We start from the raw sequence: 12,115 nt of genomic DNA on the forward strand, positions 1-12,115 counted from the left end.
CACCGCCGGAGTCCCCCGCCTCCGCCCTCGGAGACGACGCGCCGACCGGCGGATCGGACGCGCCGACCGGCGGATCGGACACCGTCGCGGCCTGACCGAGGGACCCCGACTAGGCTCGTCGTCGCCGGTGCCCTCGGGGCGCGGCGTGGAACGAGAGACGGTGAGGGGTTGCGATGAGTGATCGCGAGGAGTTGGCTGCGCTGGTTCGCGAACTGGCGGTGGTGCACGGCAAGGTGACCTTGTCGTCCGGCAAAGAGGCCGACTACTACGTGGATCTCCGCCGCGCCACCCTGCACCACCGGGCGGGCCCGCTGATCGGCAAGCTCATCCGGGAACTGGTCGCCGACTGGGACTTCGACGCCGTCGGTGGCCTCACCATGGGTGCCGATCCGGTGGCGCTCGCGGTCATGCACGCCGCCGGCCGCCCGATCGACGCGTTCGTCGTCCGCAAGGCCGCCAAGGCGCACGGCATGCAGCGGCAGATCGAGGGCCCCGACGTGCTCGGCAAGCGCGTCCTGGTGGTCGAGGACACGACCACCACGGGCAACTCTCCGCTCACCGCGGTCAAGGCCCTGCGCGACGCCGGCGCGACGGTCGTGGGTGTCGCCACCGTCGTCGACCGGGCCACCGGCGCCGGCGAGGTGATCGCCGCGGAGGGCGTCGAGTACCGCTACCTGCTGGGCCTGCAGGACCTGGGACTGCAGGACGCCTAGGTTTTCCGTGGCCGGGCGGGTGCGGCGGACCGCGACGCGTCTCGCGGACGGCCGGGAACTGTTCTATTTCGACGACACCGAGCCGTACGTCGGTGGTGGCGCGGTGCGGGAGCGCCACGACATGCGGCGGCTACCGTCGGCCGGGGCTGCGTCCGAACTCCGCTTCGACCCGCTGACGGGGGAGTGGGTGGTCTCCGCGTCGCACCGCATGGACCGGACCTTCCTGCCGGACCCCGCGGACTGTCCGCTGTGCCCCACCCGTCCGGGCCGGGCCGCCACCGAGATCCCCGCCGACGACTACGACGTGGTGGTGTTCGAGAACCGCTTCCCGGCCCTCGGGCGGGGTGGCGCCGTCGCTGGTCCGGTGGACGGCGACCCGCTGTGGCCGCGACGGCCCGCGACGGGCCGCTGCGAGGTGGTCGCGTTCACTGCCGACCACGACGCGCGGTTCGCCGACCTGAGCGTCGAGCGGGCCCGCACGGTGTTCGACGCGCTGGCCGACCGCACCGCCGAGCACTCGGCCGCCCCCGACGTGCGGCAGGTGTTCTGCTTCGAGAACCGCGGCGCGGAAATCGGTGTGACACTTCAGCATCCGCACGGGCAGATCTATGCCTACCCGTTCCTGCCGGCGCGCTCGCAGGTGCTGGTGCAGCGCGCCCGCGCGCACCACGCCGCGACGGGCCGGCTGCTGCAACGCGACGTGCTCGAGGCCGAACGCCGGGCGGGCACGCGCATCGTGTGGTCCGGGCGGCGGTGGACCGCCTACGTGCCGGCAGCGGCGCGGTGGCCGGTCGAGGTACACCTCGCCCCGCATCGCGACGTGCCGGACCTCGCCGCCCTCGACGACGCCGAGCGCGACGAACTGGCGGTGGCCTACCGGGAGTTGCTGCGGCGCACGGACCTGTTCTTCGACGGCGTGGATCGCGTCCCCTACATCGCGGCCTGGCACCAGGCACCGGTCGGCGACGAGCGACCGTACGGTCGTCTGTTCTGCCAGATCTTCTCGCTGCGCCGCGCCGCGGACAAGCTCAAGTACCTGGCCGGATCGGAGTCCGCGATGGGCGTATGGATCAGCGACACCTCCGCCGAACGCATCGCGGCGCGGCTGCGGGAGCTCGCCGGATGACTGTGTGCGCGGCCGCGGCGGCCGAGTTCGCCCGAAGCTTCGGTGTCGCCCCGGAGGGAGTGTGGTGCGCGCCGGGACGGGTCAACCTGATCGGTGAGCACGTCGACTACACCGGCGGGTTGTGCCTGCCCCTGGCACTGCCGCAGGTCACGGCGGCGGCGGTGCGTCGCCGCGACGACGGGGCGGTGCGGCTCGTCAGCGAGGGCTTCGCCGGTGTGTCCTTCGGGCGGCTGGAACAACCCGAAGGACGCACCGGCGGCTGGGCCGCCTACGTCGTCGGGGTGATCCGCGAGCTCGACCCGCCCGGGTTCACGGGCGTCGACGTCGCGATCGCCTCCGACGTGCCGGTGGGGGCGGGCCTGTCCAGCTCCGCGGCGCTCGAGGCCGCCGTCGCCCTCGCCCTGGCCGAGTTGTCCGGGCTGCCGGTCGACGACGCCGGCCGGGCCGCGCTCGCCACCGCCTGCACGCGGGCCGAGAACGACTATGTCGGCGCCCCCACCGGCGGCATGGACCAGCAGATCGCGCTGCGTGGCCGTGCCGGTCGTGCGCTGCTGCTGGACTGCGCGACCGGAGCGGTCGAGCACGTCCCGATCGACCTGGAATCGCACGGCCTGGCGCTGCTCGTCGTCGACACGGACGCACCGCGCCGCCTCGTCGACGGGCCGTACGGGCAGCGGCGCCGCGACGTCGAGGAGGCCGCGCGCCGGCTCGGCGTGACGAGTCTGCGCGACGTCGACACCGTGGACGCGCTCGACGCGCTGACCGATCCGGTGCTGCGGCGCCGGGCCGGGCACGTCGTCACGGAGATCGCCCGGGTGCGCGCCGCCGTTGCCGCACTGCGGGACGACGCCCCGGACCGGCTCGGGCCGCTGCTCGACGCCGCGCACCGGTCACTGCGCGACGACTTCGAGGTCAGCTCCGTCGAACTCGACAGCGCCGTCGACGCCGCTCGCGCCGCCGGGGCACTCGGCGCCCGGATGATCGGTGGCGGATTCGGCGGATCCGCGATCGCGCTGTGCCGGGCTACGGACGTCGCCGCGGTGGTGGAGGCCGTGACGGCGGCCGCCCGCGAGCGGGACCTGCCGCGGCCGAAGTTCCTGCGTGCGGTGGCGGCGCCGGGCGCCCGGCGCTGCTCCTGAGGTGAAGCGGACCGGGTGACGTCGTGCGGGTCGGTACGCTGCCGGCCATGGGATGGTTCAGCCGGGACAAGTGGAACGCCGAGCATGCGGTGTTCGCCGCCGCCGCGGCGGCGACGGTCGTGGGCGGGGTCCTCGGCAACGAGCGGTTGCAGCGGGTCGCCAAGCCGCTGATCGGCCCGTCGCTGGCGGTGCGGGTGCTGCGGCACGCCCCGCACACCGACCGGCTCGACACCGCCCTGCTGTTGCTCGGGCTGACCGGCGCGACCGTCGGCGACGTGTTCATGATCGATCCGGACGACGACGCACGGCTGCTGCGCGGGGCGTCGTCGTTCGCCGTGATGCAGGCCTGCTACTCGGCGCTGCTGGCGCGTCGCGGTGCCCGTCCGACGCGGTCGGCGGCGGTGCCGCGGGCGGTCGCGGCGCTCGGGGCCGCCGGTCTGCTCGGAGCCAAGGCCCCGGAGGTGGCGGCGCCGCTGACCGGGTACGGTGCGCTGCTCGGCACCACCGCGACCCTCGCCGCGGACCCGTCGCTCGCGCCCGGGGCGCGGCGGCTGGCCGGACTGCCGATCCCGAACGGGGACCGGCGCAGCTGGCTGGGCGCCGGCGGCCTGGTCTTCACGCTCTCCGACGGCACCATCGTCGTGCGGCGGGTGCTGCTGCGGTCGCAGCGGACCCGGGCCGCGGCGGAGGGATTCGTGCTTGCGACGTACGCGCTCGCGCAGCTGCTCCTCGTCGAGGGCAAGCTCGCCCTCGGCCGGGACGGCACTCGCGCGCGCCGGGACTACATGCGCGGGTAACGACGGGCGCGACAGGCACTTCGGCGCGCGTCGCCTACGGACAGAGGACGATCCGGTCGCGGTCGCGGGGGTCGACCCGGATGCCGACCACCCGGCCGGGCTCGAACCGGCCGAGATCCTCGCGGGCGACCTCGTAGAGCACCCGTCCGTGGTACGGCTCGGAGCCCGGCACCGTCAGGTCGAGGTCCAGTTCGGTCAGCTCGCCGTTGTCGACGGTGTGGCCGAGTTGCCGGGCCGAGGTGATGGTGGCCCAGCCCTCGAGGCCGCGGCGGGCGAGGCGGCGGTCGGCGCGCGGCGGCCGCCCGGCGAGGATCATGGCGATGCCCAGCGCCGAGCCGTACGCGGCCAGCAGGAACATGATCTGGTAGGGGACGGTGCCCTCGGGGGAGTTGCCGACGAACAGCCCCAGCCACAGCGCCAGGACGACAAGGTATCCGGCGGTGACGAACGCGACGGCACGCACGACTCGAACGTGGTTCATGGCTCCTCCGATGCCAGGATAGTCCGTGACCTGCGCCACGTCCGTCGTCGCTACGCTGCATCCATGAATTCACCCAGCGTGTTCGTCACCGGCGCCGCCTCGGGGATCGGCCGTGCCACCGCCCTGCTCTTCGCCCGCCGCGGTTACCGGGTCGCGGCCGTCGACGTCGACGCGGCGGGCCTCGAGGTGCTCGCCGCGGAGCAGCCCGGCATCGTCACCGGCGTTCTCGACGTCACCGACGCGCCGGGCTGGGAGCGGACGCTGAAGGGGTTCTGCGCCGACGGCACCCTCGACCTGCTCGTCAACAACGCCGGCCTCCTGGCGTCGGGACCGTTCGAGACGACCGCGCTCGAACGGCACCGGCAGATGGTCGGCGTCAACGTCACCGGCACGATCACGGGCTGCCACAGCGCGTTCGAGTACCTGCGTCGCACGCCCGGTGCCCAGGTGGTCAACCTCTGTTCGGCGTCGGCGCTCTACGGCCAGCCGGAACTCGCGACCTACAGCGCCACCAAGTTCGCCGTGCGGGGGCTGACCGAGGCGCTCGATCTGGAATGGTCCCCGCACGGCATCCGGGTGATCGCATTGTGGCCGCTGTTCGTCGAGACGGCGATGACCCAAGACCTCAACGTCGGCGCCGCCCGGCGGCTGGGGATCCGGCTCACCGCCGACGACGTCGCCCGGGATCTCTACGACCTGACCCGCCCCGGGCGGCGGCCGGCGGGGGTGCACCACGCGGTGGGCTGGCAGGCCAAGGCGTTCGCCGCCCTCGCGCAGGTAACGCCCACCCGGCTCAATCGCCTGGTCAACCGGTGGGTGACCGGCAGCTGACGCGGTCTCGCTAGAGTGGCGGACGGATCAGCGACGGAAGGGAGTCGGGTGAACGTGCGGCGGATGTCGTCGATCGGTGCGGCCGCGGTGGCGGTGCTGGCACTGGCCGGGTGTGGAGGGGCCTCGGAGGGCGTGGAGCAGCCGGCCGCCGCGTCGTCGGCGAGCGCGGCCGCCGCAACCACCACCACGACCGTGGCACCCGCGCCGACGGCCCCCGGGACCACGACGGCCCCCGGGACCACGACGACCACGGCGCCGGCCCCCGAGAGCGCTCCGACGACGCTGGCGGACGTGCAGTTCGAGCGCAACGAGTCGTACTACTTCACCAGCCCCGACGGCGGGTTCCGCTGCGGCATCGTCAAACTACCCTCGCGCACCGAGGCCGGTTGCGAGGGCGCCACCGATCCGGTCCCGCCGCGTCCCGAGAATTGTATGGTCAACTGGGGCAACGGCATTCGCGTACAGGACGCGGGCCCCGCGGAGTTCATGTGCTCGGGCGGCTCGGTCTACACCTCCGGCGGCGACGACCCGGTGCTGCCGAGCGGATCGCGGCTGAGCAAGCTCGGCTACACGTGCGAGACCACCGACGCCGACGTCACCTGCGCCAACGACGCCACCGGTCACGGCTTCACGATCGCCGCCGGCTCCAACACGACCTTCTGACCGTGCAACTCGACGACGCTCCCGGCCCCACCGAGTGGGGTGAGCACCCGTACGGGTGCGGCCCGTGGGCCGAGGAGTTCGGCTCCGAACCCCCGCAGGATCCGCGCTACGATCCGGAGCTGCTCGCCCGCGGCGACCGCCGCAACGTCGTCGACGCCTACCGCTACTGGACGCGCGACGCGATCGTCGCCGACATCGACACCCGCCGTCATCCGCTGCACGTGGCGATCGAGAACTTCGGGCACGACGCGAACATCGGCACCGTGGTGCGTACCGCCAACGCGTTCGCGGCGGCCGCCGTGCACATCGTCGGCCGCCGGCGCTGGAACCGTCGTGGCGCCATGGTGACCGACCGGTATCAGCATCTCGTGCACCACCCCGACGTCGACTCCCTGATCGACTGGGCGGCCGAACGGGGACTGACGATCGTCGCGGTGGACAACACACCCGGATCGGTGCCGCTCGAGACCGCGCAGCTACCGCGCGCGTGCATGCTGCTGTTCGGCCAGGAGGGGCCCGGTGTCACGGCGCGGGCGCGGGAGGTCGCGGCGACGACCGTGTCCATCGCCCAGTTCGGCTCGACCCGCAGCATCAACGCCGGCGTCGCCGCCGGGATCGCGATGCACGCCTGGATCCGGCAGCACGCCGATCTCGGCCGGGCCTGGTGAAGAAACGTTCGACGGGGAGCGGCCGATAGGGGAAAGCTGGTATCGGTAGCGACGGTGAGACGAGGTTGGCGACGACATGTCGGATGTGTGGGCCGAGCGGGCGGATCTCGCGGAGGCTGCAGTCATGTCGCGGCACGTGCGGCGGCTGTGGGCGCTGCCCGGCACCGCGCTCGGGGTCGTCGGCTGGCCGGCGGTGCGCCGCGAACGGCTCTTCCTCACCTGGCACTACTGGTGGCAGGCCCACCTGATCGATCTCGCGGTCGACGCCGCCGAGCGGGAGGCGACGCCGCGGCGCCGGCGCCGGGTGCTGCGGCTGACGCGCTCGCACCGGATTCGCAACCTCGCCGGCTGGACCAACAACTACTTCGACGACATGGCCTGGCTCGGCCTGGCGCTCGAGCGGGCGCAGCGGCATCTCTACGTCGACCGTCGCGACGCCATCGCCGTCCTCGAGAACGAGTTGTTCGAGGCGTGGGCGCCCGAGCGGGGCGGCGGCATTCCCTGGCGGCGCCGCGACGACTTCTACAACACCCCGGCCAACGGCCCGGCGGGTCTGCTGCTCGCCCGCACCGGAAAGCTGCTGCGGGCCCAGGAGATGGCGGACTGGATCCACGAGACGCTGATCGACGCGGAGACCGGCCTGGTCTTCGACGGGATCCGTCGCGACCGGGTCGAGCGCGCCGTCTACACGTACTGCCAGGGCGTCGTGCTCGGCCTGGAGACGGAGCTGGCGGTACGGATGGGCGATCCGCGGCACCGGGAGCGGGTGCACGCCCTCGTCGAGGCCGTCGACAACCAGCTGACCGAACGTGGGGTGATCACCGGCGGCGGCGGTGGGGACGGCGGGTTGTTCAACGGCATTCTCGTCCGGTATCTGGCGATGGTCGCGACGACCCTGCCGGTGGTCGGTCCCGAGGACGAACGCGCCCGTCGGGTCGCGGCACGGATCGTGCTCGCGTCCGCGCAGGCCGCGTGGGCGAACCGCCTGCAGATCGAGGGGCTGCCCCTGTTCGGGCGGGACTGGTCCGTGCAGGCCCGGCTGCCGGGAACGGCCCCCGGGATCGCGCGCTTCTCCGGCGGCACGGTGCGCAGCTCGGGGGTGGCCGAGCGGGATCTGTCGGTGCAGCTGAGCGGGTGGATGCTGATGGAGTCGGCGTACGCCGTCGCCGCCGAGCGGGCGCCCGGGCCGAACCCCGCGCGGCCCGACGGCACCCGTTTTGAAAACGGTTATCGATAAAGGTTATCGTCGACGGTATGACCGTCGCGACGCCCCTGCCCGTCACCGTGCTCTCCGGCTTCCTCGGCGCGGGCAAGACCACGCTGCTGAACCACATCCTCGCCAACCGCGACGGCGCGCGCGTCGCGGTCGTCGTCAACGACATGAGCGAGATCAACATCGACGCCGCGCTCGTGGCCGGCCAGGGCAGCCTCGACCGCACCACCGAGAAGCTCGTCGAACTCACCAACGGCTGCATCTGCTGCACGCTCCGCGAGGACCTGATCGAGACGGTCGCGCGGCTCGCCCGGGAGAACCGGTTCGACCACCTCGTGATCGAGTCGACCGGCATCTCCGAGCCGATGCCCGTCGCCGCGACGTTCGACTGGGAGTTCGACGACGGCTTCCGTCTCGGGCAGCTCGCGCGCCTCGACACGATGGTCACCGTCGTCGACGCCGCCACTTTCCTCGCCGAGCTCGCGCGCGGCGACCGCCTCGACGACCGCGCGCTCGAGGCCGGCGCGGGCGACGAGCGCAGCATCTCCGACCTCCTCGTCGACCAGGTCGAGTTCGCCGACGTGCTGCTGCTCAACAAGACCGATCTCGTGAGCGACGCCGTCGCCGGGGCCGTCGAGGCCACGCTGCGCCGGCTCAACCCGACGGCGCGGCTGCTGCGCACCGTCCACGGCGCCGTCCCGGTCGGCGAGGTCCTCGGCACCGGCCGCTACGACCCGGAGGCGGCCGCGCTCGCCCCGGGCTGGGCCGAGGAACTCGCCGGCGGTCACACCCCGGAAACCGAGGAGTACGGCATCCGCAGCGTCGTCTACCGCGCCGACCGTCCCTTCGACCGCGCCCGGCTCGAGGCGGCGGTGGAGAACCTGCACGGGGTGCTGCGCAGCAAGGGCTTCTGCTGGTTCGCCGACGACCCGGACACCGCGGCGATCTGGTCGCAGGCCGGTCCCAACCTGATGCTCGAACCGGCGCAGCCGTGGTCTCTGACCGGCGAGACGCCGGGCCAGGAGATCGTCTTCATCGGGGTGCGCCTGGACCCGGACACCCCGCGTCGCATCCTGGACCCGGCGCTCGTGGCCGGGCACTCCTAGTCGGGGTCGACGTCCGCGATCTCCACGTCCACCGCGGGCCGCGCCATCTCGATCCGGTACTGCCGGACGCCGAGCACGGTGCCAACGACGAGGACGGCGGCCATCACGGCGAGGACCGTCGGCAGCAGCCAGGAGACCCGCTCGAGGTACTCGCCGAAGTAGAACCCGACGAGCAGCAGGACGGGCGCCCACAGGATCGCGCCGATCGTGGAGGCGATCGTGTACCGGGTGTGGTTCATCCGGGCGGCCCCCGCCACCAGCGGCGACAGCGTGCGCACCCACGGGATCCAGCGAGCGATCAGCACCGCCCAGAACCCGTACCGGTCGAGCAGGACGTTGACCTTCCGCAGGTTGGCCGCGTTGAGATATCGGCCGTTGCGGCGGGCGATGAGGTGGTGACCGCGACGGTGGCCGATCACGTATCCCACCTGGTTGCCGGCGATCGCGGCCACCATCGCGCCGACCGCAAGCGCCCACACCTGCGCCGCACCGGAATGATGGGCGGCCAGCACGACGCCGGCGGTCAGCAGCATGGAGTCCCCGGGCAGGAACAGTCCGAGGATGATCGCGCACTCGACGAACACGAATGTGACGACGACGAGCCACACCAGGGCGGGCCCGGCGGCTTCGAGAGGACCGAAGGTTTCCGCGGCGAGAATCATGGAGGACGCGTTCGCGCGCGTGCTCAGGGCGTGGTGTCGCGACGGGTCGTGGGCACCGGCACCGTGTCGGCCGTGGCCTCGGCCTCCGTGACGGCCGCGGCCCTGCGCTTGGCGATCAGGTGCTTGCCGATCTCGAGCAGGATCGGGACGACGGAGACGAACACGATGAGCAGGAAGATGATGTCGATGTTGTCGCGGATGAAGGCGATCTGACCGAGCAGGTAGCCCAACAGCGTCACGCCGGCGCCCCACAGCACACCACCGACGATGTTGTAGGTGAGGAACACCGGATACCGCATGCGGGAGGCGCCCGCGACGACCGGCGCGAAGGTGCGCACGATGGGCACGAACCGGGCGAGGACGATCGTGATCGGACCGTGGCGCTGGAAGAAGTCCTCGGACTGATCGATGTACTGCTTGTTGAGGATCTTCGCGTCGTAGCTCTTGAACAGGCGCGTGCCGCCCTTGGCACCGATCCAGTAGCCCACCTGGTCACCCAGGATCGCCGCGATCGGGATCGTCACCATCAGCACCCACAGCGGCGCGAACGGCGGGATCTCCTCGGACTTCGAGGCGGCGATCAGGCCCGCCGTGAACAGTAGCGAGTCGCCCGGCAGCAAGGGGAACAGCAGACCCGACTCGATGAACACCACGAGCAGCAGGCCGATGAGCACCCAGGTGCCGAAGGAGTTGAGCAGGTTCACCGGGTCCAGGAATCCCGGCAGCAACGCCAGATTCGTCACTGTCTCCGGGACGACGGTCACGGACTCCAGGCCTCCGAGCACACTCACGGCCACCAGAGTACCGGTGGGAGGCCGGTCGCCCGAATCACGGCGGACACCCGACTGTGTCCCCGCGCCGACAGTTGACATACTGCAGGGACAACCCTGGCGCCTCCCGCACCCCCGGGGAGGCACCCATCGACTCTCATCTGGAGGACAGCCGCCGTGCCAATCGCGACTCCCGAGGTCTACGCCGAGATGATCGCCCGCGCCAAGGATCACTCCTTCGCGTTCCCGGCCATCAACTGCACCTCGTCCGAAACCATCAACGCCGCCATCAAGGGCTTCGCGGACGCCGGCAGCGACGGCATCATCCAGTTCTCGACGGGTGGCGCCGAGTTCGGCTCCGGCCTCGGTGTCAAGGACATGGTGACCGGCGCCGTCGCGCTCGCCGAGTTCGCGCACGTCATCGCCGCGAAGTACGACGTCACCATCGCGCTGCACACCGACCACTGCCCGAAGGACAAGCTGGACGGCTTCGTGCGCCCGCTGCTCGCCATCTCGCAGGAGCGGGTGAAGAACGGCGAGAACCCGCTGTTCCAGTCGCACATGTGGGACGGCTCGGCCGTCCCGATCGACGAGAACCTGCAGATCGCCCAGGAACTGCTGGCCCTGTCGAAGGACGCGAACATCATCCTCGAGGTCGAGATCGGCGTCGTCGGCGGCGAGGAGGACGGTGTCGAGAACGCCATCAACGAGAAGCTGTACACCTCGATCGAGGACTTCGAGAAGACGGTCGACGCGCTCGGCGCCGGTGAGAAGGGCAAGTACCTGCTCGCCGCGACGTTCGGCAACGTCCACGGCGTCTACAAGCCGGGCAACGTCAAGCTCAAGCCGTCGGTGCTGGCCGACGGCCAGGCGGCTGCTTCGAAGAAGCTGGGCCTGGCCGCCGGCTCGAAGCCGTTCGACCTGGTCTTCCACGGCGGCTCGGGCTCGCTGAAGTCCGAGATCGACGAGGCGCTGAGCTACGGCGTGGTGAAGATGAACGTCGACACCGACACCCAGTACGCATTCACCCGCCCGATCGCCGGCCACATGTTCGCCAACTACGACGGTGTGCTGAAGATCGACGGCGAGGTCGGCAACAAGAAGACCTACGACCCGCGCAGCTACCTGAAGAAGGCCGAGGCGTCGATGACCGCTCGGGTCGTCGAGGCGTGCAACGACCTCAGGTCCGCGGGCCGGTCGGTGTCCGCCGGCTGATCCGCCCCTGCGCGGTCACCCCACACGAGCGGTGACGCGGGCCCGGCCCCGCGTCACCGCTCGCGTCGTTTCATTCCCCGCAGACCTTCCACTCCTCACCCTCCCGGGCCAGGTCGAAGGTGCGCTGGGTGACGTCGGTCGGGGTGCCGGCCGGGTGCGCCGTCACCTGCGCGATGGCCCGGCCGTCGGTGACCTGCACCTTGTCGATGCCCGTGACGACGGGCACGGTGCCCTGGTCGACGGCGGTGCGGTGGATGTCGGCGAACTGTTCGGGCGGCACCGAGGCATAGAACTCCTGCAGGCCGCCGCACGTCGTGGTGCGAAGCGTCGTCAGGTCGCCGGCGGAGAGGGCCCGGACGAAGGTCTCGACGGTGGTCCGGATCCGAGCCTCCGGCGAGTTCGCCGCCCGGTCGTCCAGGTAGACCTTCACGGCTGCGGCCGCCACCGCGGCGACGACGAGCAGGCCCGCGACGACGGCCGCGATCGCCCAGCCCCGGCGGCCGCGCCGGGCGGGTGCGACCGGGTCGATGCGCTGCGGCCCCGGGACCGGCTGGACGCGCTGGGGTTCGACACGCCGCGCCTCCGGCCGGGACGGCGGGACCCGTGTCGGCTGGACGCGCGGCGGTTCGGTGCGCTGGGAGGCGATCCGCTGCGGCTCCGCGCGTCCGGCCGCCCGATCGGGCTCGATGCGCTGCGGCGCCTGCTTGGGGGTGTGCGTGGTGACGGGGATG

The 12,115-nt window shown here is 72.0% G+C and carries 14 protein-coding genes; 10 read left to right on the forward strand and 4 right to left on the reverse strand.

The features are described from left to right. The first annotated feature begins 173 nt into the window (after positions 1 to 173). Genes pyrE through G6038_RS28155 form a run of 4 tightly spaced genes read left to right on the forward strand, consistent with a single transcriptional unit; the run spans position 174 to position 3,775 of the window. Positions 174 to 713, forward strand: a complete 540-nt coding sequence (pyrE, locus tag G6038_RS28140; protein ID WP_006945331.1) for an orotate phosphoribosyltransferase — start codon at positions 174 to 176, stop codon at positions 711 to 713. A 19-nt stretch (positions 714 to 732) separates the two neighbouring features. Next, entirely contained in the window at positions 733 to 1,839 is a 1,107-nt protein-coding gene (gene galT, locus G6038_RS28145) for a galactose-1-phosphate uridylyltransferase (protein ID WP_165041876.1), read from the forward strand. After that, positions 1,836 to 2,978, forward strand: coding sequence for a galactokinase (gene galK / locus G6038_RS28150; RefSeq protein WP_165041852.1), 1,143 nt, complete (start codon positions 1,836 to 1,838; stop codon positions 2,976 to 2,978). Before galT ends, galK begins: the two co-directional genes overlap by 4 nt. 47 nt (positions 2,979 to 3,025) lie before the next feature. Then, positions 3,026 to 3,775, forward strand: coding sequence for a lysoplasmalogenase (locus G6038_RS28155; protein ID WP_165041854.1), 750 nt, complete (start codon positions 3,026 to 3,028; stop codon positions 3,773 to 3,775). A gap of 34 nt (positions 3,776 to 3,809) precedes the next feature. Here G6038_RS28155 and G6038_RS28160 read toward each other — a convergent pair whose 3' ends face one another. Further along, complete coding sequence (locus tag G6038_RS28160; RefSeq protein WP_165041856.1) at positions 3,810 to 4,256, reverse strand: hypothetical protein; 447 nt, start codon at positions 4,254 to 4,256, stop codon at positions 3,810 to 3,812. A 63-nt stretch (positions 4,257 to 4,319) separates the two neighbouring features. Between G6038_RS28160 and G6038_RS28165 the strand changes: the two genes are divergently transcribed. The 5 genes from G6038_RS28165 to G6038_RS28185 all read left to right on the forward strand — a co-directional run bounded on the left by G6038_RS28165 (position 4,320) and on the right by G6038_RS28185 (position 8,737). Beyond that, on the forward strand, positions 4,320 to 5,087 hold the full coding sequence (locus G6038_RS28165) for an SDR family oxidoreductase (protein ID WP_165041858.1): 768 nt from the start codon (positions 4,320 to 4,322) through the stop codon (positions 5,085 to 5,087). 48 nt (positions 5,088 to 5,135) lie between these two features. Next, positions 5,136 to 5,750 carry a hypothetical protein gene (locus G6038_RS28170; protein ID WP_165041860.1) on the forward strand — a complete coding sequence of 205 codons (615 nt, stop codon included), beginning with the start codon at positions 5,136 to 5,138 and terminating at the stop codon, positions 5,748 to 5,750. A gap of 2 nt (positions 5,751 to 5,752) precedes the next feature. After that, complete coding sequence (locus tag G6038_RS28175; protein ID WP_165041862.1) at positions 5,753 to 6,418, forward strand: RNA methyltransferase; 666 nt, start codon at positions 5,753 to 5,755, stop codon at positions 6,416 to 6,418. Positions 6,419 to 6,494: 76 nt separating this feature from the next. Beyond that, a complete protein-coding gene (locus tag G6038_RS28180; RefSeq protein ID WP_165041864.1) occupies positions 6,495 to 7,655 on the forward strand; it encodes a glycoside hydrolase family 76 protein in 1,161 nt (386 codons plus the stop codon). Between the two features lie 17 nt (positions 7,656 to 7,672). Next, positions 7,673 to 8,737, forward strand: a complete 1,065-nt coding sequence (locus G6038_RS28185) for a GTP-binding protein (RefSeq protein ID WP_165041866.1) — start codon at positions 7,673 to 7,675, stop codon at positions 8,735 to 8,737. On the opposite strand, the gene G6038_RS28190 is transcribed toward G6038_RS28185, so the two are convergent. Next, the gene (locus tag G6038_RS28190; protein ID WP_165041868.1) at positions 8,734 to 9,399 is read right to left on the reverse strand and encodes a DedA family protein; all 666 of its coding nucleotides are present in this window, start codon (positions 9,397 to 9,399) and stop codon (positions 8,734 to 8,736) included. The genes G6038_RS28185 and G6038_RS28190 overlap by 4 nt on opposite strands. Positions 9,400 to 9,422: 23 nt before the next feature. Beyond that, positions 9,423 to 10,196 (reverse strand): VTT domain-containing protein, encoded by a 774-nt coding sequence (locus tag G6038_RS28195; RefSeq protein ID WP_165041870.1) that lies wholly within the window; start codon positions 10,194 to 10,196, stop codon positions 9,423 to 9,425. Positions 10,197 to 10,346: 150 nt separating this feature from the next. On the opposite strand from G6038_RS28195, the gene fbaA reads away from it, so the two are divergent. After that, positions 10,347 to 11,384, forward strand: coding sequence for a class II fructose-bisphosphate aldolase (gene fbaA / locus G6038_RS28200; protein ID WP_165041872.1), 1,038 nt, complete (start codon positions 10,347 to 10,349; stop codon positions 11,382 to 11,384). Between the two features lie 70 nt (positions 11,385 to 11,454). On the opposite strand, the gene G6038_RS28205 is transcribed toward fbaA, so the two are convergent. Further along, a partial coding sequence (locus G6038_RS28205) for a hypothetical protein (RefSeq protein ID WP_165041874.1) occupies positions 11,455 to 12,115 on the reverse strand: 661 nt, incomplete at its 5' end.

It is taken from the genome of Rhodococcus sp. 14C212 (assembly GCF_011058195.1).
GTDB lineage: Bacteria > Actinomycetota > Actinomycetes > Mycobacteriales > Mycobacteriaceae > Rhodococcus > Rhodococcus aetherivorans.